18 protein-coding genes and 1 tRNA gene are annotated in these 26,991 nt (G+C 36.1%); 9 read left to right on the forward strand and 10 right to left on the reverse strand.

The genetic code is table 11. The features are described 5' to 3' along the window. Nucleotides 1–34: 34 nt before the first annotated feature. Nucleotides 35–2,503, forward strand: a complete 2,469-nt coding sequence (locus tag HH304_RS17140; RefSeq protein WP_169684420.1) for a beta-N-acetylhexosaminidase — start codon at nt 35–37, stop codon at nt 2,501–2,503. 242 nt (nt 2,504–2,745) lie between these two features. Next, the gene (locus tag HH304_RS17145) at nt 2,746–4,542 is read left to right on the forward strand and encodes a sodium:solute symporter family protein (RefSeq protein ID WP_169684422.1); all 1,797 of its coding nucleotides are present in this window, start codon (nt 2,746–2,748) and stop codon (nt 4,540–4,542) included. Here the strand turns inward: HH304_RS17145 and HH304_RS17150 are convergent. Beyond that, nucleotides 4,531–5,265, reverse strand: a complete 735-nt coding sequence (locus tag HH304_RS17150; RefSeq protein ID WP_169684425.1) for a class I SAM-dependent methyltransferase — start codon at nt 5,263–5,265, stop codon at nt 4,531–4,533. The genes HH304_RS17145 and HH304_RS17150 overlap by 12 nt on opposite strands. A 224-nt stretch (nt 5,266–5,489) precedes the next feature. Between HH304_RS17150 and HH304_RS17155 the strand changes: the two genes are divergently transcribed. Further along, the gene (locus HH304_RS17155; protein WP_169684427.1) at nt 5,490–6,374 is read left to right on the forward strand and encodes a tryptophan 2,3-dioxygenase family protein; all 885 of its coding nucleotides are present in this window, start codon (nt 5,490–5,492) and stop codon (nt 6,372–6,374) included. Nucleotides 6,375–6,380: 6 nt separating this feature from the next. On the opposite strand, the gene cls is transcribed toward HH304_RS17155, so the two are convergent. Beyond that, nucleotides 6,381–7,853, reverse strand: a complete 1,473-nt coding sequence (cls, locus tag HH304_RS17160; RefSeq protein WP_169684429.1) for a cardiolipin synthase — start codon at nt 7,851–7,853, stop codon at nt 6,381–6,383. Nucleotides 7,854–7,987: 134 nt separating this feature from the next. Between cls and HH304_RS17165 the strand changes: the two genes are divergently transcribed. Both HH304_RS17165 and HH304_RS17170 read left to right on the forward strand, forming a co-directional pair. Then, nucleotides 7,988–8,584, forward strand: a complete 597-nt coding sequence (locus HH304_RS17165) for a DJ-1/PfpI family protein (protein WP_169684431.1) — start codon at nt 7,988–7,990, stop codon at nt 8,582–8,584. Beyond that, entirely contained in the window at nt 8,581–9,396 is an 816-nt protein-coding gene (locus tag HH304_RS17170; RefSeq protein WP_169684434.1) for a PhzF family phenazine biosynthesis protein, read from the forward strand. The genes HH304_RS17165 and HH304_RS17170 overlap by 4 nt, the downstream gene beginning before the upstream one ends. Before the next feature lie 63 nt (nt 9,397–9,459). On the opposite strand, the gene HH304_RS17175 is transcribed toward HH304_RS17170, so the two are convergent. Together HH304_RS17175 and HH304_RS17180 are read right to left on the reverse strand one after the other, a co-directional pair. After that, nucleotides 9,460–10,329: a sigma-70 family RNA polymerase sigma factor gene (locus HH304_RS17175; protein WP_169684436.1), complete on the reverse strand. Its 870-nt coding sequence runs from the start codon at nt 10,327–10,329 to the stop codon at nt 9,460–9,462. Nucleotides 10,330–10,678: 349 nt separating this feature from the next. After that, nucleotides 10,679–11,320 (reverse strand): phosphoribosyltransferase, encoded by a 642-nt coding sequence (locus HH304_RS17180; RefSeq protein ID WP_169684439.1) that lies wholly within the window; start codon nt 11,318–11,320, stop codon nt 10,679–10,681. A 78-nt stretch (nt 11,321–11,398) separates the two neighbouring features. Between HH304_RS17180 and HH304_RS17185 the strand changes: the two genes are divergently transcribed. Further along, nucleotides 11,399–12,421, forward strand: coding sequence for a synaptic vesicle VAT-1 family membrane protein (locus HH304_RS17185; protein ID WP_169684441.1), 1,023 nt, complete (start codon nt 11,399–11,401; stop codon nt 12,419–12,421). A gap of 47 nt (nt 12,422–12,468) precedes the next feature. Here the strand turns inward: HH304_RS17185 and HH304_RS17190 are convergent, their stop codons facing one another. From HH304_RS17190 to HH304_RS17215, 6 genes are all read right to left on the reverse strand, one after another. Further along, entirely contained in the window at nt 12,469–15,630 is a 3,162-nt protein-coding gene (locus HH304_RS17190; protein WP_169684443.1) for an Ig-like domain-containing protein, read from the reverse strand. 247 nt (nt 15,631–15,877) lie between these two features. Next, nucleotides 15,878–16,351, reverse strand: coding sequence for a hypothetical protein (locus HH304_RS17195; RefSeq protein WP_169684445.1), 474 nt, complete (start codon nt 16,349–16,351; stop codon nt 15,878–15,880). 270 nt (nt 16,352–16,621) lie between these two features. After that, nucleotides 16,622–16,695 (reverse strand) — tRNA-Cys (locus HH304_RS17200). Nucleotides 16,696–16,819: 124 nt separating this feature from the next. Further along, the gene (rpsA, locus tag HH304_RS17205) at nt 16,820–18,601 is read right to left on the reverse strand and encodes a 30S ribosomal protein S1 (RefSeq protein WP_169684447.1); all 1,782 of its coding nucleotides are present in this window, start codon (nt 18,599–18,601) and stop codon (nt 16,820–16,822) included. Between the two features lie 157 nt (nt 18,602–18,758). Next, nucleotides 18,759–19,592 carry a universal stress protein gene (locus tag HH304_RS17210; protein WP_169684449.1) on the reverse strand — a complete coding sequence of 278 codons (834 nt, stop codon included), beginning with the start codon at nt 19,590–19,592 and terminating at the stop codon, nt 18,759–18,761. After that, nucleotides 19,589–20,434 (reverse strand): universal stress protein, encoded by an 846-nt coding sequence (locus HH304_RS17215; protein WP_169684451.1) that lies wholly within the window; start codon nt 20,432–20,434, stop codon nt 19,589–19,591. The genes HH304_RS17210 and HH304_RS17215 overlap by 4 nt, the downstream gene beginning before the upstream one ends. Before the next feature lie 630 nt (nt 20,435–21,064). On the opposite strand from HH304_RS17215, the gene HH304_RS17220 reads away from it, so the two are divergent. The 3 genes from HH304_RS17220 to HH304_RS17230 all read left to right on the forward strand — a co-directional run bounded on the left by HH304_RS17220 (nt 21,065) and on the right by HH304_RS17230 (nt 26,985). Continuing rightward, entirely contained in the window at nt 21,065–22,108 is a 1,044-nt protein-coding gene (locus HH304_RS17220; RefSeq protein WP_169684453.1) for a PA0069 family radical SAM protein, read from the forward strand. Nucleotides 22,109–22,490: 382 nt separating this feature from the next. Beyond that, nucleotides 22,491–23,813, forward strand: coding sequence for a c-type cytochrome (locus HH304_RS17225; RefSeq protein WP_271711675.1), 1,323 nt, complete (start codon nt 22,491–22,493; stop codon nt 23,811–23,813). Between the two features lie 40 nt (nt 23,814–23,853). Then, on the forward strand, nt 23,854–26,985 hold the full coding sequence (locus tag HH304_RS17230) for a TAT-variant-translocated molybdopterin oxidoreductase (protein ID WP_169684462.1): 3,132 nt from the start codon (nt 23,854–23,856) through the stop codon (nt 26,983–26,985). The last annotated feature ends 6 nt before the right edge of the window (nt 26,986–26,991 follow it).

Raw genomic sequence — 26,991 nt, forward strand, 5'->3', positions numbered from 1 at the left:
TTATGTTTGTTTGGGTTTGATATCATCATGTTTAATGGGCATCATTCCTATGAATGCTCATGCACAACAGGTGGATCATCTGGTTTTGCCGCTACCTTCACAGGTAGTGGCAGGCTCGGGTGAATTTTCTATCACCGAACAGCTAACACCAAAAATTGAAGGTAGTGAGAGACTTACTTTAGCTTTAGACAGATTTTATGATGCTTTAAGTGCTAAAACCGGGGTATTTTATAATTATAGGAAATGGTGGGAAGCTGATGATTTCCAACTCATAATTAAAACAGAAGAGGAGGCTCCTCTTAATCTTGGGGCTGATGAATCTTATAAGCTGGAAATTACAACTTCAAGGATTGAAATTAGTGCCAAAACCGATGTTGGAGCAATGTATGCTTTGCAGACCTTACTTCAACTAGTGAAATCAAATGAAGAAGGGTATTATTTTCCTGCTTTGACCATAGATGATTCTCCTCGTTTTAAATGGAGAGGGATTATGTTGGATGTTTCCCGCCATTTTATGTCTGTCGAAACGGTAAAAAGACAACTTGATCTGATGCATGCAGTTAAATTTAATGTGATGCATTGGCATTTAACTGATGATCAGGGGTGGCGTGTTGAAAGTGATTCTTTTCCTCTTCTAACTCAAAAGGCTTCTGATGGAAAGTTTTATACTAAAGAACAGGTAAAAGATGTAATCGACTATGCCTATGATAGAGGTATTCGTGTCGTGCCCGAATTCGATGTTCCGGGTCATGCTACCGCAATTCTAACCGCATATCCTGAATATGCGAGTGAAGACAATGCAAGCTACTCAATTGAGAGAAATGCAGGAATATTTGATCCTACATTAAACCCTACAATCGATGAAACTTATGAATTTCTAGATGTTCTTTTTACTGAAATGGCAGCTCTGTTCCCTGATAAATATTTTCATATTGGAGGTGATGAAAATGAAGGTAAACACTGGGATAGCAATGATAAGATAGTTGCATTTAAAAAGAAAATGGGGTTTGATAATCATGAACTTCAGGCTTGGTTTAATAAGAAGGTTAATAAAACCCTTGTTAATGCTGGTAAAATTATGGTAGGATGGGATGAAATCCTGCACGATGATTTACTCAGTTCAAATCCGGTAATTCAATCTTGGAGAGGAGAAGAAGGTCTAAAACGGTCTGTGGAAAGTGGACTGGAAGTTATCAGAAGCCATGGCTACTATGTAGATCTCATGCAGTCTGTTACCTATCATTACTTTATTGATCCAATTCCAACCTCTTTGGTGAATGACGAAAAAGCTAAAAACCTGGTTCTTGGTGGAGAAGCTACAATGTGGTCTGAATTAATAGATGAAAATAGTATTGATAGCAGGCTTTGGCCGAGATCTGCTGCAATTGCAGAAATTTATTGGTCTGAAAGACAAAAGTTAGATGGTATTTATCTTTTTGACAGGCTTGAAAACATATCAGGACATTTGGAAACTTTGGGTGGAAAACATATTTCTAATCGTCATACAATAATCCGACGCCTAACTAATTCCCATAATGAGTTTAATGATTTATTGTATTTCAATGATCTGATGGGACCCTATCAGATCTACACCCGAAATCCAAAAGGTCTGATGTATTCAATGTTATCACCATTAAATCAATGGGCTGATGCAGCAGTGGCCGATCCGCAAGAAGCTAGAAACTTCTCTGCAGCGGTTAAGGAATTTATCTCCGCGAAACACACTTCAAAGTTAAATGAAATTAAATCTCATTTTGACAGATGGATTAATTTTGAAGATTTGGTAAATGGATTAGTAGAATCTAAACCTCAAATGGATAGTCTTACTCAGACAGCGATTGATTTTAAAACTGCCGGTCAATACGGTAATTTAGTAATTGATCATCTAAATGGTGTGAAGCCAATATCAGATCAGAAGTTTAATTCAATTATTGATGATATCAAAAGTCTCAAATTTGAAGGAGGAAGAACCAGGTTTGCTGGTATTGATGATTTGATTTTATTCTTTCAATTTTCTAAAGGCATTAAAGTAGGTAAAGAATCTGATCCAGTCAGATATTTTATGATTCCACAGTTAAATGAAGAGAGACCCAATTCAATACTTGGTATCGCATTAGTTGATTCTAAGAAATTTTTAAGAATCCAATTGATTCAAAAAGAAGGCCTTCATAAAACTGATCAAGTAACTCTTAATATTTCTAATAAAGGAGTTGAAAATGAAACTGTTGTTGTAATCCCGTCAAAGATGAAAGAAGCAACAGTTAAGGATTTGAAAAACAAAGAGAAAGTAGTTTCAATTTCAAAATCTGAAAACCATTATACCATAGAAATCCCATGGAAAACCCTTGGGGGAAGATCTCAATTACTTGAAAGTAGTATAAGTCTGAAGGTAAGGAAGACTGACCCTAGAGGTAGATCATATAGTTATGGTATCAATGGAGTCGTTCTTTCTGATGGTGAAAAAGCACCATATATTGATCTTGAAATGGCATTGAATAATTAGTAAACATAAATTGTTTGGTTGTATATATTCTGACCAGGGGTTTGTGCATTAAAGTCTGTCTTGTGATTTGTTGATTTTCAAACGTTAAATTCCCATATACCGATTGCTCATTGACTAATTAATGTACAATACCCCCGAGGTCATTATTTTCCAAAGATTTTATTCAATGGTGTAACCTTTTGTAAATTCAATTTATATATTTAGCATTTATTTTTAGCCCAATAATTTTTTAAAGAAAGTTTATGGAACTCGAATGGATTGACTGGTTATCGGTAGCATTGTTTTTTATTGTATCTCTTGCTATTGGGGTATGGTTTGCAAGATCTGCCGGTAAAAGCGCAAAAGACTTCTTTTTATCAGGAAGAAATATGCCCTGGTGGTTATTGGGTATATCAATGGTGGCAACAACTTTTTCAGCTGATACTCCAAACCTCGTAACAGAAATTGTCAGAACTGACGGTGTTGCTGGTAACTGGACCTGGTGGGCATTTTTATTGACAGGTATGTTAACCGTGTTTGTTTATGCGGCACTATGGAGAAAGTCTGAAGTTGTAACTGACCTTGAATTTTATGAATTAAGATATAGCGGAAAAGCTGCTGCTTTTCTAAGAGCCTTCAGAGCAGTATACCTTGGGGTATTCTTTAATGTGATGATTATGGCTACTGTATGTCTTGCCGCAGCTAAAATGGGTAATGTATTACTTGGATTGACTAAAGGCGAAACATTGATAATTGCAGGGGTTGTAACTGTTATTTATTCGTCACTTGGAGGATTAAAGGGTGTACTTGTTACCGATTTTATTCAATTTATTATTGCTATGGCAGGTTCAGTTTGGGCCGCAATGATAATTATTGATTTACCGGAAGTTGGAGGCCTCTCTAACTTGATTTCAAGTCCTGTCCTTGAAGATAAGCTTGACTTTATTCCTGATCCTAACAATCTAAATGTATTTATTCCGGTATTCCTTATACCAATTGCCGTTCAGTGGTGGAATGTTTGGTACCCGGGTGCTGAGCCTGGCGGTGGAGGTTACATCGTTCAGAGAATGTTATCAGCAAAGGATGAAAATAATGCTGTTGGTGCAACATTATTCTTTAATATTACTCATTATGCATTAAGACCATGGCCATGGATTTTAATCGGATTGGCTTCATTATTAGTTTTTCCTGATCTTTCTGCCATTCAATCAGCATTTCCAAATGTTGACAGTTCAATAATTGGGCATGATCTGGCATACCCGGCAATGCTTACTTACTTACCTCATGGTTTGTTAGGTGTGGTTGTTGCTTCTTTGATTGCGGCATTTATGTCGACCATATCTACTCACTTAAACTGGGGATCTTCTTATGTGGTATATGATTTTTACCAAAGGTTTTTGAAGCCTGAAGCTAGTGAAAAAGAGCTTGTTATGGTAGGTCGTATTTCAACGGTAATTCTTATGGTGCTGGCAATGTTGTTTGCATTAGTTCTTGAAAGTGCATTAGAAGCATTCCAGATTTTATTAACAATCGGCGCCGGAACAGGATTGATCTTCATTCTTAGATGGTTTTGGTGGAGAATTAACGCCTGGTCTGAAATAACCGGTATGGCAGTCTCATTCATTGTAGCCATTTACTTTAATGTTATTCATGATGAGTTTTTTACAAAACTGGAATCTTACCAGGTATTATTGATAAGCATTACCATTACTACAATTGCATGGGTTACTGTAACACTATTAACTCGCCCAACTGATCATGGTGTACTAGTTAATTTTGTTAAGAAAATTAACCCGGGAGGTATTGGTTGGAATAAAATATACAATTGGATATCAAGTAATGAACAAGCTATTACATATAATAAGAATAAAATTCCATTGGGAATTGCTGGGATGTTAACCGGTACATTCTCAGTTTACTCCGCCTTATTTGCTGTGGGTTACTGGCTTTATGGTAATATTGTCCCTGCTGTTGTATTAACAGGGTTTTCAATAGTATGCTTTATACTAATGTTTAGAATCTGGGGAGGATTGCGGAAAATTGATAGATCAGATAGTTAGCCTTCCTGCTCTCATGAATATTCTTTGTTTGATAGCATAACTTTCTTTTGAAAGATTATTTATAAGAAAAGCCATTGGATCAGTTCCGGTGGCTTTTTTATATTCTTTCACCGCCGACCAGGTGGATATGTACCCCAATAAATGCTTTTTGCTATAATTTGCATGAATTTCAAACAATGGGGACTCAAATTCTTCTATTGGTAATTTTATATTTTGGTAGCCATTATCGACATACTTTCTTTCCTCAGGCCAATAAGGTCCAATAAGATCGTGGTAAAATTCATCAATAAATTTTTGATCACCAGATTGAATGTCTATCAGGTTATATCCCCAGGCTGCAAAAATTGCATTTTCAGTAGCAACTCTATGCACTTCTTCAAAAAAAGCATCAAGATCAAACCAGTGTAGTGCTTGAGCTGTCGTGATTAGATCGATACTTTCCCCCGGCCATAAGGATTCTTCGGCTCTACCAACTTTATAAACAATATTATCTATTTCAGGAGCATTTTCAATTTGCTCTTCACTAATATCATTGGCATATACAGTTGAAAACTGCTTTGACAGTTCACTAGCTACCTGACCTGTACCACAAGCAGCATCCCAAGCTCTATAAAATCCTGTACAATGCTCAAAAAGCCATTTGTACAACTCTTGAGGATAGTTAGGTCTATATTTGGCATAATCAGCCGATATTTCTGAAAAATGATCCTGTTGGTCTTTCATAATTGGTTTAACGTTGACTTTATCGATCTTTGAGTGAAATTAACAAGAATAATTCCCTTATTATAGATCATATCCACTATTTATTTTAAACGAAATAATAAGAAAAAGGGATTTAAATTAAAATATCTTGTTTTTTAGCTAAATCAAAGCTGATTTTAATTAAAAAAACCACATACTTTCCTAACTTTCAGCACAACATTAATGACCCCTAAGTAAAAATTTCGATGAAAGAAGAAACTCTTAATAAGCTCAAGCAAAAATATGAAGATATAAAGCAACCCGCTGATGCTTATCTTCAAGGCTTATATCATGCTAAAGCAATCAACTACTGGGATTATATCCAGGTTGATACCTTGCTAACTCTTCAGAAGACCCGTACTGATTTTCATGATGAAAAAATATTCATAGTATATCATCAGGTTACTGAACTTATCCTTAATCTTATTATTCACGAACTTGAAAAACTTACTCAGGGAGACTTGCCCGGTGAGGAAGAATTGATAACTCGAATGAAAAGGTGTGCAAATTATGCTGATATGCTTATCAATAGTTTTAGTGTAATGAGCAAGGGTATGTCTTATGAGGAATATAACCAATTTCGTATGACACTTACTCCCGCAAGCGGATTTCAATCTGTACAGTTTAGGTTAGTTGAATTTTACTGTACTGACCTTGAAAATCTAATGAAGCCTGCTGATAGGGATAAATTAAACGGTAATGAGTCAATAGAGGAGAAGTTTGAGTTTTTATATTGGCAGCATGCAGGCAAGAATCCGAAAACAGGCGAAAAGAGCCTTACGTTAAAGCACTTTGAAGATAAATACAAAAAACAGATGGTTGAGCTGGCAGAGAATATGAAGTCGGAAAACCTTAATCTTCGTTTGAAATCAATTAGTGGTTCTAAAGGATTATCACCGGAATTGCTTGAAACAGTAAAAGTGTTTGAAAGAAAGTTTAATTATGACTGGCCTATGGTTCACCTTGAAACTGCCAGATTTTATTTAACGGGAAACCCTAAAAAAGAGGCTACTGGTGGTAGTGACTGGGAGAAATATCTTCACCCTGATTATCAGCAAAGAAAATACTTTCCTGAGTTTACCATTGAATAGTTAAAATTATAATAAAGGGCTGATCATCCTGGCTACTCCTTCAAGTATCTTCTGGCTGGTCGGCCTTTTTTTGAATTCCTCCGGTGAGATATAGTCACTTTCCATTAAATCATTTTCAAAATTCCTGCTTAATAATTCTGTGGTCTCTTTATCATAGATAAATGCATTGACCTCAAAATTTTTCTCAAAGCTTCTTTCATCCATATTGGCAGTGCCAACTGAAGAGAATATTCCGTCGACTATGATTACTTTCCCGTGGTTAAAGCCTTTCTTATAAATATAAACATCAACTCCTGTATAGATTAATCTTTTTGCAAAGCTCAATGAGGTGTAAAATAGTGTTTTGTGATCAGGCATTCCCGGTAGAAGAAGTTTGACTTTAACACCGCTTAATGCTGCTGTTTCCAGAGCTGTTAATATGGCTTCATTTGGCACGAAGTATGGTGTTGAAATATAAATGTATTCTCTTGCTGTTGTAATTGCTGTAAAATATGCCTGCATAATGGCAACTTCTTCTGAATCAGGGCCCGAGGCCGCGATTTGAACCAGTTTATTTGATTCGCTCTCATACTTTGGAAAATATTCAGGCCCTTCAAATACTCTTTTGCATACAAAACGCCAATCTTGCAAAAATACAGATTGAAGACAGGTAGCAGCTTTTCCTGTTATCTGAATATGTGTATCCCTCCAGAAACCTGTGTCTTTTTTGATTTTAGAATAACGTTCGGCAATATTTAATCCTCCGGTAAAAGCTGTAATACCATCAATAATGAGAATCTTACGGTGATTCCTATAATTTAACCTTGAGGTAAGTAAAGGAAACCTTACAGGCATAAATATTTCTACTTCAATCCCGGATTCTTTAAGATCATTAATAATCTTTTTTGATAATCCCCATGATCCGATACCATCGAATATGCCTCGGATTTCAACTCCTTCTTTTGCTTTTTTTATTAGTGCTTCGATGAATTGTATCCCTATATCATCTTCTTCAAATGAATAAAAACATAGATGAATATGATGCCGGGCCTGATTTATACCATTCAACATTGCTGGGAAGCTGACTGCTCCATTTTCTAAAATTTTCAACGAATTGGAATCAGTTAGCATAGCTTTATTTGCAGCTGCTGCCAGTTTCATGATTTTATTAAAAGGTTTTACTTCAGGGTCCTTTTTAAGGATATCGGTTTGAGATAGATCAATATCTTCAACCTGTTTGATTATTTTGTAACTATCCTGTCTGGATTTTGCTGAAAAAAGTTTCTCTTTCCTGAAGTTCCTTCCATATCGGAGATATAATAAAATCCCAAATACCGGGAAGAATAAGACTATCACCATCCAGGATATTGATTTCGTAGGATTTTTACCTTCCAGAATGATAACGGTAATAGTAAAAGTCAGGGTAAGGCCATAGAAGAGCAAAAATAATATTGCCAGAATTTCAGTTGTAAGTGGTCCTAAAAAGGCTGATAGTTCCATTTTTTAAAAAATACCTTTAGTAATCTAATCTACAGCTTAATAATTGTGAAATCGAATAAAAATGTTTTTAAATTAACTGATAGATATCATAATTAAAGGAAATAGGCAATTAATCAATTTTAATTTGAGGAATTATGAAAATTACTGTAGGCTTTTTTATCTATGATAACATGGAATTAATGGATTTTGCAGGTCCTTGGGAAGTTCTTTCTGTCGCCGCAGAATTAGTTGAAGAATCTCATGAACTTAAATTGTTTTCTTTTGCTGAATATGACAGACAAATTAACACTGTAAATGGTGTGTCAATTATTCCCGATTTTGTTATAGATAATAAACCAGACCTTGATGTTTTGATATTTCCTGGCGGAAATGGTTCCAAAAGAATTATTTCCAATGATAGGCTTTTGAGTGATCTTGCGAAGGCCTCTTCTTCGGCTAAAATAACAGCCACTGTATGCAGCGGAGCCAGAATTGCTGCAACCCTGGGTTTGTTGAAGGGAAAGAAATTTACTACTCATTATTCTGTCTTTGATGATGTGATTAAAATTGAACCAACAGCAGAACCGGATTTTGATAATAGATATGTCAGAGAAGGGAATGTTCTGACGTCTGCTGGAGTTTCTGCAGGCATTGATATGTCATTATTCCTTGTATCGGTTATATTTGATGATGAAACTGCTGAAAAAACTGCAAGGTTTATAGAATACCCATACTTTACATTTAAATCATGATCAAAACCAATTCTTTTAGTTGTTATCAGGTAGATGCATTTGCCGAAAGGATTTTTGAAGGCAATCCGGCTGCGGTTGTGCCACTCGATTTCTGGCTTGATAATGAGGTAATGCAAAAAATAGCCAAGGAAAATAATCTTTCTGAAACTGCATTTTTTATCCCAATAAATGCTGATGACAATGAGTACCAACTGCGATGGTTTACACCAGAAGTTGAAGTTAATCTTTGTGGACATGCTACTTTAGCTTCAGCCTATGTACTATTTAATTTATTAGAAATTCAAGGTGATTACATTAGGTTTCAATCAAGATCCGGAATGCTTGAAGTCAGGCGAAAAGGAGAATTGTATTGGTTGAACTTTCCATCAATGTCGTACGATGAAGCTACAGTTGATAGTAATATAGTAGAAGCAATGGGGATTGCACCTTCGAAAGTTTATACTTCTGATGATGACTGGTTATTGCTTTATGACACGGAAGAACAGGTGAAATCACTGAAGCCAGATATGTCCTTATTAAGGGAGTTTCCTGCCAGAGGAATTATTGCTACTTCATCTGCAGAAAATTATGATGCAATATCACGATTTTTTGCACCCTCGGTAGGAATAGATGAAGATTATGTGACTGGATCTTCTTTTACGAAACTGATTCCTTTCTGGTCAGAAAAACTTGAAAAGGATGAACTATATTTCTACCAGGCTTCTGCAAGAGGAGGTGTTATTTTTGGGAAGAATATGGGAGACCGGGTTGAAATAGGAGGGAAGGCAAAATTATTTTCCAAAGGAAAGTTTTATATTAATGGAGAAGAATAGTAATTATTAGAAATAAAAAAGCCGGCTTTAAGCCGGCTTTAGTTTATGATATATTCGTACGTATTATCTTCCTAAGTAAGCAATAAGGTTTCTCGCTGCAGGACTTTTAGACAGTTTACGAATGGCTTTTTCCTTGATCTGTCTTACACGCTCACGCGATAGACCAAGATTTTCTCCGATATCTTCCAGCGTAAGACTTTGTTGTCTTCCAATTCCAAAGAACTGACGGATAACTTCTCTTTCTTTTTCTGATAAGATTGAAAGAACTCTTTCAACTTCAGATTTAAGTGAATCCTGATGGATTAAATCACTATCAACCTGGTTAGCATCTTCGTTTTCTAATACATCAAGTAAAGAGCTACTCTCACCTTCTTCAAATGGCTTATCCATTGATACCGATTTTGTGAGAGATTTAAGCGTGTCCTGAACTTGATCAACATCCATTTCAAGTACCGTAGCCAATTCCTCTGGAGTTGGTTCACGGTCAAATTTCTGTTGTAACTCAGCTGCTGCCTGATCAATTTTAGAGAGTGTACCGATTTTGTTTGCCGGAAGGCGGATCATTCGAGACTGTTCAGCTAATGCCTGGATGATCGATTGCCTGATCCACCACACTGCATAAGAAATAAATTTGAATCCTCGGGTTTCATCGAATTTTTTGGCTGCTTTAATAAGCCCTACATTACCCTCGTTAATCAAATCATTTAATGGGATTTTAGTGTGCTGATATTGCTTGGCAACCGAAACAACGAATCTTAAATTAGCTTTAATTAGTTTAGCTAACGCTACTTGATCACCTTGTTTAATTCTTTGAGCCAGCATAACTTCCTCTTCTGGTGTAAGCATCTCTTCTTTTGAAATTTCAAAGAAATACTTTTCAAGGGTTTTACTGTCCCTGTTGGTAATCGTTTGCGTAATTTTAAGTTGTCTCATGTTATATAAGCTTGAAAATCAGTAGTTTTTAATTTAAGACCTTTAACTCAAACGTCAATGGTATATATATGTTGCAAATATTTGCAATACTAGTTTCTTTAATCTTACATGTAAAATGTCAGCTTAAGACTGAACTATTGAAGGAACTAACGCGATGAATTTTAAAACGTAGGTGGTTATCCATTATGTATAGGTGTAATTCTTTTTTACGTTTAACCATACTGTTTTGTTTCAAATGCATCCTTTTTGCGGATTGTGATCGCTTTTTTAATGATTTTTATAGTCAGCCGTCGAAATCACCCGCAAAAATAGAGTTAATTTTCAATTAACCAAAATCTTAACTTGAATTTTATATAATTGTTTTGTGTTCCCTCTTTTTATCGGTAAAACGGATCAAATTGTCTATGAATGATAAGCTACAGGTTCTGAATGTTTCATAATATGATGATACGAATCTGAATTCAGAAGGCTGTAATAGCGAGATTACCTGATCTGCCTTGCCATCCACTTTACTTAATCCAACTGGTGATCCTACCGGTACAGCAATAGTTATGCTTTTCGGGCCATGACGTTTGACATATTCAATTGCTGATAATGCTGTTGCTCCGCTAGCTATTCCGTCATCAACGATTATCAGATCTTTATTGTAATATGACTGATTGCCAATTGACAAAGAATAATATTCCGCTGCATTTGCTAATTCTTTCTCAATTATCTTACATTGGGAGTCTAAATATTTTTTACTGATCCCATGATGGGCAAAAAGTTTTATAGAGGATTGATTTACTGCCCCCACTGCGTATTTTTTATTTACCGGATGGGGAATGCGCTTTACTAACACAAATCCTAATGGTGTATGTAGGGCCTTGCTTAGCACATGTGCTATAACTATACCGCCATTAGGAATACCAACAATTAATGTGTCTTTTGTGACCCTATCATGTAGTGTAGGGTATAAGGCCAGAGCTGCATCGATTCTATCCTCGAACATTATTTTTTGGTTTGTATATTGATAATAACAATTAATTTATATTTAGTCAAGAAAAAATATGAATATATTTATCTGATTATGAAGAAATTATCCTGGAAAGTGACTCCCAAAGCGGGAAGTATGAAAAAACTAAAATTGGTTGAGGAAAATATCACTTCCCTCGGACCTAATGAAGTAAGGGTTGCGAATAAGGCAATCGGATTAAATTTTGCCGATATTTTTGCCATTTTCGGACTTTATAGTGCGACACCGAAAGGCGAATTTATACCTGGCCTTGAATTTTGTGGTGATATCATTGAAGTTGGAACGGAGGTAAGTGACTATAAAGTTGGCGATCGGGTAATGGGGTCTTCAAGGTTTGGAGGATATACTTCGCTGCTCAATATTGATCAAAGATATATCATTCCACTTCCTGATAATTGGTCTTATGAAGAAGGCGCTGGGTTTATTGTTCAGGCATTAACTGCATATTATGCTCTTATTGAACTTGGAAATGCAAAAAAAGATCAAAATGTACTGATTCATTCTGCAGCAGGAGGGGTTGGGTTGATGGCTAATAGAATCGCTAAAAAAATTGGACTTTTTACTATTGGCTCAGTCGGCAGTAGTAGTAAAATAGATCTTTTAAAGAAAGAAGGATATGATAAAGCCATCGTTCGTAGTAAAAATTTTAAGGAAGATCTGGAGAAATCATTGTCTGGTAAACCCTTAAATATAATCCTTGAATGTATAGGTGGGAGAATTTTTAGTGAGGGTTATACTACTTTGGCTAAGCAGGGAAGACATGTGATTTATGGATCTGCAAGATATGCCCATCCAGGGAAAACACCGAATTATTTATTTTTGATATGGAAATATATTACTCGTCCGAAAGTTGATCCCCAAAAGATGATTGAAGAAAATAAATCAATTATGGGCTTCAATCTTATTTGGCTGTATGAACAAGTCGATGAACTGAAAAATATGCTTGAAAAAATTGTTGATCTGGATTTACCGGCGCCTGTTGTAGGACACACTTTTAAATTTGAAGATATGCATCAAGCTCTCGAATTATTTCAATCGGGTAAAACTACTGGTAAGGTGGTTGTGACCGTAAATTAGTTGGAATATCAAGAAAAAAATAGGGGACAAGAGTCCCCTTATTTATTTTATTCTTTTTGTAGGATCATCTTACCATGATGAACAAAATTATTTTGTCGAATTTCATATATGTATATTCCATTCTGATAATTTTTGCTATCCCAATTAACTTCATAAATACCTGAATTGTGATTTGAATCAACTAAAACATCAAGTTGTTTCCCTGATTGATCAAATATTTTAATTGATACATTACCTTCTGTTTCTACGGCATATCTTATGGTAGTTTTGGAACTAAAAGGATTAGGATAATTTATTGGGTGATTTAGCGTTGCATTTCGCGAAATAGAATTAATCTGAAGACTGCTTAACTCACTTGCCGGGCTCATTGGTAATAATGCTTCTGTACTAGTGGTATTGTTTTCTTCATCTGTTGCTGTGCAAACCAATGAGATCACATCTCCTTTGACTGAAATTAAATTACCTGAGTCATCAAATTTATATTGGAATTTATTTTTATCATACTTTAACTCAAGAACCTGGCCATCATTTACAGAGACTCCCTGATCATTCACCACCATTGTCCAGAATGATTGAGGGTTTGGAGCTTTTACATCTACAGTGTTTTTGATCATGTCAATTTCTATGGAATATTTAGAACTAACCTTGTAACTAACAGCAGGATTTGTTATTTGAGGTGTTTTTATAATTGAAGAAACGGTAAGGTTTTCTGAGCAGATATCATTTACAGAGCAAGATATGGCGTATTCATTTTTTCCGATAAGGACAAAGTCTGCTATTACTTCAGGAGGTAGGCTGTCATCAACTGAAATAGTTGCTACTTTACTATCTTCCTTACCACATTCATCAACCACTTTTAAGGTGAAATCATGACTGCCTACCTGTAAAAGTACCACTGTAGTAGGTTCAATAGAAGGGCCTGCTATTAGTTCTCCATTTTTAAACCAACTAAATAAAAGCGTTCCCTCTTCAGGATCATAAGAACCACTGCCGTCCAAGGTGATTTCAGTTCCTCCAGGTCCTTCACATTCATAAGTCTGGTCATTAAATACTGCCACAGGTGGTTGGTTTTCCTGGATCACTTCAATGAAAACCCTAACCGAATCAGAATAATTTAAGGCTGCATCTCTCATTCGGTATACAAAATAATCGGACCCGACATAATCCGCATCTGGACTATATACAAATTTACCATTTCCTAAGGCAGAGAGCCCTCCATGTTTTGGAAGTTTGAGTATTGCTGTGGCAAAAATGTCATCATTGTCTGCATCGAAATCGTTCAAAAGAAATCCACTTTCCTCTATTGTTAAGACGGTGTTTTTAATGGCAGTATAATGATCATCCAACCCAGCTGGATCACGGTTGCCTTTTACAACATTAATAAAGACTCTTACAGAATCAGAGTAATTCAATGAAGCATCTCTCATGCGATAAGCAAAGGAATCCATTCCTTCGAAATCGGGATCAGGAGAATAAGTAAATTTACCATCAACCAAAGCAGAAAGATTACCATGATCAGGCAGGTCAAGAATAGCTGTTGCCGAAATTGCTTCTGAATCCTGGTCTACATCATTAATTAAAAAACCGGGAGAGTCGACTGAAAGAACTGTATTTGTTAATGCAGTATAGTAATCATCAAATCCAATTGGAGGCCTGTTAGTAGCTGCAGTAACTTCAATAGTTACAAAAACTGAGTCCGAATAGTTCAAAGAAGCATCTCTTATTCGGTAAGCAAATTTATCTATCCCGACGAAATCATCATCTGGGTCATAAACGAATTTTCCATCTACAAGGGCAGAAAGATTACCATGATCAGGAAGGTCTAAAATAGCTGTGGCAAATATATTCTCTCCATTCAGGTCAATGTCATTAATTAAGAAGCCTGGTGCTTCTACAGTCAGTGTTCGGTCATTGCTAATCTTGAAATGGTCATTAACTCCTACAGGTAGTGTTCCATTTTCAACAACAAGGATATTGACAGTTACAGAATCTGAATAATTCAATGAAGCATCCCTCATCCTGTATACGAATTTGTCTTCTCCGGTAAAATCCGAATCTGGTATATAACTGAAACTACCATCTGCAAAGGCTGTAACGATTCCATTGTTTGGGAATTTCAAAATAGCTGTAGCACTTATTGCATCTCCATCCGGATCAAAATCATTTATTAGGAAGCCAGAAGCGGGGATTGATAATGTAGTGTTTTTTGTGATTATAAAATTATCATCAATTCCTTCAGGAGGCCTGTTTCCTTCAAGAACATTAATGGTTACAAAAACTGAGTCCGAATAGTTGAGTGAAGCATCTCTCATTCTGTAAGCAAACATGTCTTCACCTACAAAACCAGCATCAGGGATGTAATTGAAACTACCATCTGCAAAGGCAGTAACAATTCCATGTTCGGGAAATTTTAAAATAGCTGTTGCAGAAATAATTTCTCCATCTTGATCCGCATCATTTTGCAAAAAACCGGGAGCTACTATTTCTAATGTCTTATTCGCGGGGACACTAAATACATCATCCTGGCCAATTGGGGTTCTGTTTGCTGGTTCAGTTACTATTATGGTTACAAAAATTGAGTCTGAATAATTTGAGGAAGCATCTCTCATTCTGTAGGCAAATACATCTTCACCTACAAAATCTGAGTTGGGGATATAGCTGAAACTGCCATCTGCAAATGCTGTAACAATACCATTTTCTGGAAATTTTAAAATAGCTGTTGCGGATATTGCCTCTCCTTGAAGATCAATATCATTTTGTAAAAAACCAGGAGCAGCAATTTGTAGTGTTCTATCTGATGCCGTCTTGTAATAATCAGGTGTTCCAATTGGTGAATCACCGCAAACCGAAATTGATAATATTTCAAAATTATCAATTTGTTTATCAGTGCTCATGTTCAGAATTGAGCTGGAATTTGTTTCAGAAATAGTTTCTCTTGTAATTGGTTGCCTTGAATCCGGAGATTCTATGCTAAGTATGGTTATGGAATCATCTGAAAACTGCTGTTTTTTAACTTCTGTTAGGTTAACATCATTAACTAATGGGGTATTGGTGCCCGGATCAATTTGTTGAAGGAAGAAATTTGGAGCGTATTTTCTGTTAGGAGAATCTATTTCTTTCTGAAGTTTTTCCTGAGAGGTTATGGTAATAGGGAGTAGTAATACTAATATACTGATTAGTATTTCTTTGTAGTGTGGTAATGGTGACATGGCTTCTGTTTATATTTATATATAATATAATAAAAATAACATTGTTCGCCAATTTAATTGTTATATTACAATTTTTATTTTAGTGTGGTTTGATTGGTAATTTATTGATTTACAGGATTATGAGATTGCGACTTAGTTATCAAGGTTAATATATTAGAAAAGGGTATGAATTTTTAGGGATAATAAATTCAACTTTATTTTAAGACTGGTTTGTTATACATTAATTTGAGATTAATCAGCAGTTATTTTACTGAGTATCTTCCCTGTTAAAGCGAGGTTTCATGTCGCCTGTGTCAGCAGGAGTAAAGTTTTCATTACTACTTTTTACTTCTCCGGATTGAAGTGCTCTGTCAAGATCAATTACCAGATCGCGAACTTTTGTACTTGACCCCCCGTCTTCATCAAGAAAGTATCTGATAACAACATAAACATGATTGTCTTCTTGATCTTTATAAAGTCGTCTGATGGGTAAAGCAAGGTTTTCAATTCCTCTTCTTATATAAACATCAGGTTTGGATATTCTTTCCGGTTTTGGAATGAAGCAATATCGATAGTGGCTTGCAGAAGCTTTGCCAAATGTAATTAACATTCCTGCATGATAAGTGGCGCTATCAACGGCTGAATAAACCGGAAGCATCGAAGTCTTTGGGTACTGGGCTTTCACCTCATGGCTAACACCAAAAGTGAACAAAATCAAAAATATAGTAACCAATTTATTCATTATCTATTACAAAGATACTCTTTACCGGTAAATAGACCTGCCATCTATATACACATATATATTAAAAAAATAAATAGTAAAAACACTGGCTCTTGCGTTTAATACTAAAAGTTCATCCAAGGTGAACACTACCTAAATCATGCCAAACTATTGATATTTACTTCAACTCAGAATTTTGTTGAAATAATTCAATTTTATATATGATCCATTAAAACAATATAAGCATGAATTATCGTAAATAAAAAAACCGACCACATTGGTAGTCGGTTTTGGAGGTTCCGAGCGGATTCGAACCGCTGTACAAGGTTTTGCAGACCTCTGCCTAGCCACTCGGCCACGGAACCTTTTCGTTTTAGGTGATGCAAAACTAGTTAAAACAGATGTTATGCACAACACCAAATTTAATTTTCTTAAATAAAAAAAAAGCCGCCTGAAAAGGCGGCTTTTATATTGTTGATAAGCAGACAATTACTTGTCGTCTTTACCTTTTTCCATTTGTTGCTTAAGCTGAGTTAGAGCATCAAGATCACCTAAAGTAGCTTTGTCTTCCTGAGTTTTAGGAGCTGCTTTCTTTGTAGTTTTCTTCTTAGCTGCTGGTTTCTCTTCAGCTGCTACCTCAGAATAAGTAGCTTTGTGAGAAAGAACGATTTTCTTGTCGTCCTTAGAGAATTCCATCACTTTGAAATCTAATGAATCTCCGATATCAGCTTTGCTTCCATCTTCTCTGATGATATGCTTAGTGTTAGCAAATCCTTCAATTCCGTAAGGAAGCTCAAGGATTGCTCCTTTATCGTTTTTGCTAACGATAGAAGCTTTGTGAACAGATCCGATAGCAAATACAGTTTCGAAAGTATCCCAAGGATTCTCTTCAAGTTGTTTGTGTCCTAGAGCAAGTCTTCTGTTCTCAACATCAAGTTCAAGAACGATTACTTCTAGATCTTCACCAACTTTTACGAATTCAGATGGGTGCTTAATTTTCTTAGTCCAAGATAGGTCAGAAACGTGAACTAGTCCGTCGATACCTTCTTCAAGCTCAATAAATAAACCGAAGTTAGTTAAGTTACGAACCACTCCTTTGTGCTTAGTACCTACTGCGTACTTAGTAAGGATGTCTTGTTTTGTCCAAGGATCTTCAGTAAGTTGCTTGATACCAAGAGACATTTTTCTTTCGTCTCTGTCAATAGTTAAAACAACTGCCTCAAGCTCATCACCAATGTTGATGAAGTCTTGTGGGTTGCGTAAGTGTTGTGACCAAGACATTTCAGAAACGTGAATTAGTCCTTCAACACCTGGTTGAATCTCTAGGAATGCACCGTAATCAGCAACATTAACGATTTTACCTTTAACTTTTGATCCAACATCTATACCTTCAGCTAGTGAATCCCATGGATGTGGAGTAAGTTGCTTCATACCCAATGAAATTCTCTTCTTCTCGTCGTCAAAGTCAAGAACAACAACGTTAACTTTTTCATCAAGAGATAATACTTCTTCTGGGTGGTTGATTCTACCCCAAGAAATATCAGTGATGTGTAGTAATCCGTCAACACCACCAAGGTCGATGAATACACCAAAGTTTGTCATGTTCTTAATAACACCTTCAAGAACCTGACCTTTTTCAAGGTTGTTAAGGATCTCAGCTTTTTGAGCTTCGATATCTTTCTCGATAAGTACTTTGTGAGATACAACAACGTTGTCGTTAGTGTAGTTGATTTTAACAACTTTAACTTCCATTTGCTTTCCAACAAATACGTCAAAGTCACGGATTGGCTTAACATCGATTTGTGAACCTGGTAAGAACGCCTCAATACCGTAGATGTCAACAATAAGACCACCTTTAGTACGACGCTTAACTGTACCTTCGATCACATCGTCATTGTCAAGAGCACCTTGGATAAGCTCCCAAGCCTTAACGATCTTAGCTTTTCTTCTTGAAAGAACAAGTTGTCCGTTTGCGTTTTCTTTTTCTTCAACGAAAACTTGAACTTTTTGTCCAACTTTAAGATCAGGCATGTCACGGAATTCCGAAGCAGATACCAGACCGTCAGATTTGAAGCCGATGTTTAAAACAACATCTCTGTCATTGATATCAACAACAGTTCCCTCTACAACCTCTTTTTCAGCTACCTCATTCAAGGTTTGATCGTAAAGTTTTTCCATTTCAGCTCTTTCTTTAGCTGAATAGCCTTGTCCAAATCCCTGGTTGTCTGCTGCGTCCCAGTTGAACTCTTGATTTTTTACTTCTTCTGCCATAATAAATTAAATCACCCGTAGATACAGCATAAAATCCGGGTAGTTTTTTATGCCTTTTTAATTTAACAAAACACTGTAAATCAATATTTTACAGTATTGCTCACCTGAGCGGAGCGCAAAATTAATTAAATTATTTGATTTTAGCTATTTAGGAGAGTTAATCTTTGTCCTGATTAAGGATCAAAAGTGGCTTTCTGATGTGGGTTGCCAGATAGTGACTTTTACTCCTTCCAAGTAGGTTTTGCCAGAAACTTTTTTCCCTGTGAAGGTTCACTACCATATTTATGTTATGTTCTTCCAGATAATCTTCTAGTGTAGGAAGAAAACTTGCAGATGGAATAAAATGATAAATATGTGGTGATTCTTTAATGATGTCTTCGAATACCAGGCCAGCTTCAATTTCTTTTTCAGATGGATGTTCAAGGTCTTTTCCAGCATATAATACATGAACACGCGCATCAAATGCTTTTCTTATTTCATTAAATACAGAAATGTTTTTGTTTTGCTTGATTTGCTTAAAATCGTAACTGAACACTATTTCTTTAAAATTGAAATCCTTTTGTTCTTCAGGTATAATCAACAATGGTAGAGTTACTGTATGTAGAACATCGGTTATCGTGTTTCCAAGAATTGGATTTTTATCTTTATATTTTAAAGGATTACCTAATATTATAAGGTCTGGCTTATAGGTTTTGATATTATCAAGGATTGCTTCAAGTGCAAACTCTAGATCAGGATTGAACTCAATTTTTAAATCTTGAATTTCAGGAACTTCACTAATGAGTTCTTCATATTTAGTTTTACTTTCGGATAAATATTCATCAATTATAGATCGATCAAATGTATTTGCGACATCCATCATTGGGAATGGTGCGTTTGTACCATGAATAATCATGATTTCACAATTCCCAATCCGGGTCGCAATTTCTGCTGCAGCTTTTAATGAAGGCTTAGCAGCCTCAGTTAGATCTATCGGTATTAGAATTTTCATCTGTCAGAATGTATGATCAACAAAGGAACGTTACTGTGGAATGCGAGTTTTTTTGTTATACTTCTTTTAAATAATTTAGTGATGATGTCATGTTTTCTAGGCATAACCGCTAGCAAGTCTGCATTTGCTTTTTCGGTGAATGTTAATATTCCTTCATCTACCTCATCAGCTTGTAAATATTTAAATTCGTGAGGTATTCCTTTAAAGTGTAAAGCTAGTTGCTTGGCTTCAAAAGTTTCGTCTTCATTAAGACCGGTTACACCATCTGTATCAATATGTAATATGTGTATTTTTGCACCTACAAATTTTACCAGGTCAAGGAGGAATTTGATTGTTTCCTTTTTAGGTATATGTCTGAAGTCACTTGTAAACACTACGGTTTTTAAACTTTTTAATGAAGCTCCTTCAGGAATAACGATTACTGGTACTTTGACTGTTTTTATAACATTATATGCATTACTGCCTATCAGTACTTCATCTATACCTCTTGCTCCATTTGTGCCCATTATTATTAGACCAATGTTTTCTTCTTCGACAACTTGACCCACTGCGTCATTTACAAAATCATAGGTTGACTTAATTTTGAAGTCAACTTTTTTCAATTCTGGTATTGTTTCTAATAATTGATCAAATTCTTTTTCAACGTCCTCTTTTATTTCTTGATGAAGTTCAGGATCTACGGTTACTCCTGATTCTATCTCAACTCCGGTTACGGGTATTCTATATGCATGCAATAAAATTACCTGAGCACTCATTGTACGAGCTAATGCAATTCCTTCTTTAGCGGCGTTTATTGAACAAGAACTAAAATCTACAGGAATTAATATTTTGTTAACGACCATGACTGTTTAAAGTGTTTGTGTGATTATCAAATCTATTATCTGATAAAATTGTGAATTAACTTGTTGAATTTTATCTCATGGATAAAACTGATTCCGACTTTGTGTCGTAGAATGAATATTTTCAACATAACATGTAAATGCTATCTATTAGTTAATGTTTCTTGCTTGAACATCAACTAATTAAATATAGTTTACAAGGCGTGAATTACCAAGTTATGTAACTGATAAGAATCATTTCCGTATAAGACTTTTGTGGTCTTGAGGTGATATAAAAAAAAATACCCGGACTCATGATCCGGGCATTAAAAAAATCGTACAAGTTTAGGGTACAGGTATAAGTTGAAAAAATAGGTTAAGTCTAAAAAATCACTTTATTTATCTAAAAAATATTATTAATTGAAATATATTTTTATCATTTGATCAAGTTCGTGCGAGTATATTCTAACAAATCTTGCGTTCTCAAATACTTTCTCCATATTTCTTTCTCGTTTTTCACATTACAAAGGTAGGATCCTTTTTGTCGAATTCTATTTAAATATTGGAGTCTTCCTTTCTAATGTAATAAAAGTACAATTTTCATATTATGCTAAAAAATGTAGTAATTACTAAAATATTTAGTATTATTGTAGTATGAAGGGGAGAGGCTCGGATACTAATTTTAACAACAGGTTTTCTGAAAGAAAATCAGGTTTATTTGAACTTGAGGGAATTGATATTTTTGATAACTCTCATGTAGTAAATACTAAATTTTATAATGATTCTGCTAAAAAAGTAATAAACAGGGTCTCAAGCCCAGATCTCAACCTTGATTTTTCAGTTAATCCCTATCAAGGTTGTGAGCATGGATGTAGTTATTGCTATGCCAGGATGAGTCATGAGTATTGGGGTTGGAGCCCCGGTTTGGATTTTGAAACAAAAATTATAGTTAAGCGAAAGGTACCGGAATTATTAGAAAAGGAATTGCTCTCTCCATCCTGGAAGGTTGCGCCGATAATGCTCTCCGGAAATACTGATTGTTATCAACCCGTTGAAAGAAAACTTAAAATCACCCGAGATTTGCTAAAAGTTTTTAACAGATTGAAACATCCTGTTTCATTAATAACTAAAAATTCATTAGTAGAAAGAGACCTTGATATAATCGAAGAGCTCGCAGACGAAAATCTTATACATATATATATAAGTATAACTAGCCTTGATGAAAATCTTAGAAGAGTGATGGAGCCAAGAACCGCAGCCGGTGAAAAAAGACTGGAAGTTGTCCGGAAGCTTTCTGAGAAGGGAGTTCCTGTTGGTGTGATGGTGGCTCCGGTTATTCCCGGACTTAACAATACAGAGATTCCTCAGATTATTAAATTATCGGCTGAGGCTGGGGCATCAAAAATAGGTTACACTGTTTTGAGATTAAGCAAACCAGTCTATCAGGTTTTTGATAGGTGGCTTAAAGAAAATTTTCCTGAAAGATATAATAAGGTTATTAATCAAGTGAAAACAATGCATGGGGGAGATGTCTCAGATTTGAAATGGGGAAGAAGAATAAAAGGAGACGGTCCTTTAGCAACAATGATTAGTCAAACATTTCACGCAAACATCAGAAAACATCTAGGAGAAAGGCAAATGCCAGCATTTAATTTAACTGCTTTTAGAAGGGGTGGAATGCTGAAATTGGATTTTTAATGTAATTTTGATGTAAGAAAAATTCAATTTTATTAAAAGAGCAACTTTTGTTTAATTTTCTGATATTTACTCCATTCCATACCTTCACAATACTAATCTTTAAAAACTCCATAATAATATTAGAAGAGTTGCAAAGAGATTCGTCGTAAAGCACATCTTTGAAAAGTTAAACAAAATAACTTTAAATTTCGCTTATTTAAAATTATTCTAAATTACTGGATTTTGATATTGCAAATGGCTTATAATCGGCTAAAAAGCACCGTTTTAGACAGAAAACGTCAAAATATGTAGGGTTTCAAAGTATTTTGTCAAACCTCTTTGTTTGAAAACAAGCGTTCGCATAGTAGATTTGTAGCGATTTTAAAGGATGTAGTATACTGAAATGAGTATAATCAATTACTTAAACGAAAAGAAAATGGCTCTGGGTTGCAAAATGAGGAACTTTTTGTTCCTAATTTGTTTTCTGTCGAGTACTGTAGCGTTTGCACAGGATTCGACTGCTGCTGCAGGTGATGCTGCGGCGGGTGGAGGTGATGGATTCCCTGGAATCCCCACGGATCAGGCTTCAATAACAGCCGGTGAAGAATTGTTCAAAGGAAACTGTGCGACATGTCACAACGTTCATACCAAATTGGTGGGACCGGCACTGGCAAATGTTTACGACAGGGTACCAGGTGATGGAGCGGAAGCTGTAGAATGGATTTACCAATTTGTCTACAATTCCCAAAAAGTTATTGCTTCTGGCGACCCTTATGCAGCTAAGCTGTGGGATGAATATAAGCCAACTATTATGACGTCTTTCCCTTTCGAAAAAGAACAGGTGGAAGACATTTTAGCTTATATACAGCAAGAAACTATTGCAGGACCAAAAGTTGCTGGGCCAACACCTGTTGTAATTGGTGACCCTCAACCTGAAACTGGAATCAGCAGTGCTTATATGACTGTTATTCTTGGAATCCTGATTTTTGTTTTAGTTCTTATTCTTGTTGTTCTTCTTCTTATCGTTAACATTTTAGTTAAGTATTTAAAAGATAAGGAAGATCTAGACGAGGCTGATAAAGAGATCGTTGATCAGAAATTCAGCTTTACTAAACTAGCAACTAACAAAGTATTCCTTGCAATCATTACAGCGGTTTTCGTTGCTGTTGTTGCTAAAACAGGAATCGATGCATTATATACTGTAGGTATTCAGCAGGGATACCAACCAACTCAACCAATTGCATTCTCTCACGCTATCCACGCTGGTCAGTATGAGATTGACTGTAACTACTGCCACACTGGAGTAAGAAAGTCTAAGAATGCTAACATTCCATCTGCAAACATCTGTATGAACTGTCACTCTGTAGTGAAAACTGAATCTCCTGAGATCCAGAAAATCTACAAGGCAGTTGAAGAAAACAGACCAATCGAATGGGTACGTATTCACAACCTTCCTGACCTGGCTTACTTCAATCACCAGCAACACGTAAAAGTGGGTGAGATCGAATGTCAGACTTGCCACGGTCCTATCGAAGAAATGGAAGTTGTTTATCAATATGCTCCATTAACAATGGGATGGTGTATCAATTGCCATAGAGAAACTGCAGTTAACGCAGGTGGTAATGATTACTACAACAAGTTGGTTGAATTACATAATCAAAAGACAGATGAGCCTATGACCGTTGAAGATATCGGTGGTCTTGAGTGTTCAAAATGTCACTATTAATTAAAAGAGAATTTCTTTCCCTATATATAGACAGATAGAAATGAAAAAAGTAAATAAAACATACTGGAAAGGTCTTGAGCAACTGACAAACGATACTGAGTTTGTTGCAAATGCACAGAATGAATTTCCAGAGATCCCTGGTGAAGGTGAGGATGCTCCATCAAGATCACGTCGTGATTTCCTTAAAATGATGGGATTCAGCCTTGCTGCAGCATCACTTGCAGCTTGTGAGGCTCCAATCAGAAAAGCTATTCCTTATTTAAATAAACCGGTAGATGTTGATCCGGGTATTCCTAACTATTATGCATCTACTTATATCAACGGTGGTGATGTATATAGTGTTGTTGTTAAAACTCGTGAAGGTCGCCCTATCAAACTTGATGGTAACAAGCACGGTTTCTCACAAGGAGCAACAACTGGTCAGGTTGAAGCTTCAGTATTAAACCTTTATGATCTTAGCAGATTACAAAATCCTAAGAAAGGTGATGCTGATATCACTTGGGAACAGCTTGATAAAGAAGTAAAAGCTAAGCTTTCTTCTATTCAGGCAAAAGGAGGTAAAATCGCAATAGTTAGCGAAACTGTAAACTCTCCTTCAATCAAAAAGGCAGTAAAACAATTTGCTGATAAATATCAAAAGGTAGAGCATGTGATGTATGACCCAATCTCCGAATATGGAGTTATGGCTGCTCACAAAGCTACTTTCGGAAAGGAAGTTTCTCCTTCTTATGATCTTGAAAAAGCTGATGTTATCGTTTCTGTAGCATCTGATTTCCTTGGATCAAAGAGCAACTCAGCATTATATTCTAAAGCTTACGGTAAAAGAAGAAAAGTAAGCAAGGATAATACTAACATGAACCGTCATTATCAGTTTGAGTCAAACTTATCTCTAACTGGTGCTAACGCTGATTATAGAACTCCAATCAAACCTTCTCAGGAAGGATATGTAGTTGGTCAGCTTTATAATGCAATTGCTAAAAAGGCAGGTGCAGCTCCTCTTTCTGGTATCTCTGGTGCTGAGGTAGCAAACCTTGATAAAGCAGCAAATGACCTTTGGGCTGCAAAAGGAAAAAGCCTTGTATTAGCTGGTTCAAATGATCCTGATGTTCAAACTGTAGTTAATGCAATCAACAATTTGCTTTCTAACTATGGTTCAACAATAAATATTGATAAATCAAGTCAGGCAAGACTTGGTAATGATCAGAAAATGGATGCTTTTGTTAATGGTTTAGCAAAAGGACAGTACAGCGCGGTAATTTTCTACAACGCTAACCCTGTTTATAACCATCCAAAAGGAGCTCAAATTGCTTCTGCAATTGCTAAAGCTGAGCTTTCAGTAGCAACAAACGGAACTGCTGATGAGACTGCTTCTTTAGCTCAATATGTTGCTCCTGATCATCACTTCCTTGAAGCATGGAATGACGCAGAACCAATTAAGGGTCAATTTACTCTTGGCCAGCCGGCGATCAGACCACTATTCAAAACTAGAAATGCTGGTGAATCATTCTTAGTTTGGGCAGGAAACAATACTTCATACTATGATTTCTTAAGAAATAACTGGAAAGAAGGACAGTTTGCAGCTCAGTCTAATACAGGTGATTTCGATCAGTTCTGGAATGAGACACTTTACACTGGTGTATTTGCTGGAAATGTAGCAACTGAAGAAATTGTTGAAGTTGAGTCAACTGATGAAGTTGCTTCAGAAGAAACATCTACTTCTTTCACTGCAGATCTTTCAGCAATTGCTTCAAGAATCAAAAAGAATTACAAAGCAAGTAGCAACGGAGTTGAATTAGCTCTTTATGTAAATGGAACAGGTAATGGTAGCATGGCTAATAACCCATGGTTACAAGAAATGCCAGATCCAATTACTAAAGCTACTTGGGATAACTACCTGACAGTTTCTCAAGCTTATGCTAAAGAAAAAGGTCTGACAATGAAGGAAGGCCAAACTGTTACAGCAAACTTAACAGTTGGAGGTAAGTCTATTGAAGTACCTGTTCTTATCCAGCCAGGACAAGCACAAGGAACTATTGGTTTGGCTCTTGGTTATGGTAGAAAAAATGCTGGTAAAGTAGGAGATGGAGTTGGTGGTGATGCTTATCCTCTAGTTGGATCTGTAAACGGTGCCATTTCATTTAATGTTGTTGATGGTGTTTCTGTAGAGCCAACAGGTAATTCTTACAGAATCGCTCAAACACAAACTCACCAGACTGTAATGGGAAGAGATAGCGTAATTAAAGAAGCTACTCTTAAACAATATAAGAAAGATCCAAATAGTGTAGTTAAGCATCCTGAGTTCCATACTTCAGAAGGTATGAAGAGCCCTGAAGCAATTACATTGTGGAAAGGTCATGAATATACAAACCACCATTGGGGGCTTGCAATTGACCTTAACTCTTGTACTGGATGTTCTGCTTGTCATATTGCCTGCCAGGTTGAAAACAACATTCCTGTAGTAGGTAAAGACGAGGTGTTGAACAGACGTGAAATGCACTGGATCAGAATCGACAGATACTACAGCTCTCCAGAAACAGCATCAAGCTATGGAGAAATGGAAAGTGCTGCAGATAATCCTGAGGTTGTATTCCAACCAATGATGTGTCAGCATTGTAGTAATGCTCCTTGTGAAACTGTATGTCCTGTTGCAGCGACTACTCACAGTTCAGAAGGGCTTAACCAGATGACTTATAACAGATGTATTGGTACTCGTTACTGTGCTAACAACTGTCCTTATAAAGTAAGACGTTTCAACTGGTTCAAGTACCACGATAATAAGCAGTTTGATAAAAACTCTGCTCAGAACAGTGCATTAGGTAAGATGGTTCTTAACCCGGATGTTACAGTTCGTGCAAGAGGTGTGATGGAGAAATGTTCATTGTGTGTACAAAGAATCCAGGCTGGTAAACTTAAGGCAAAAGCTGAAGGTCGCCGTCCAGGTGATGATGATGTAACAACAGCGTGTGCATCAGCATGTCCATCGGAAGCGATTGTATTTGGTGACCTTAAGAACAAGGATTCTAAGATCCACCAGTTATTGAAAATTAGAGAGGCAAATGATGAAGACGGAATGGAAATCGGAGATGAAAGAGCTTATGCAGTTCTAGAAGAACTTCGAGTAGATCCGAATGTATTCTACTTTGCTAAAATTAGAAATAAAGAAGAAGCTTAAGTTTAA

Origin of the sequence: Marinigracilibium pacificum, from assembly GCF_012926615.1 — a bacterium.
In the GTDB taxonomy this organism is placed as follows: Bacteria; Bacteroidota; Bacteroidia; order Cytophagales; family Cyclobacteriaceae; genus Mangrovivirga; species Mangrovivirga pacifica.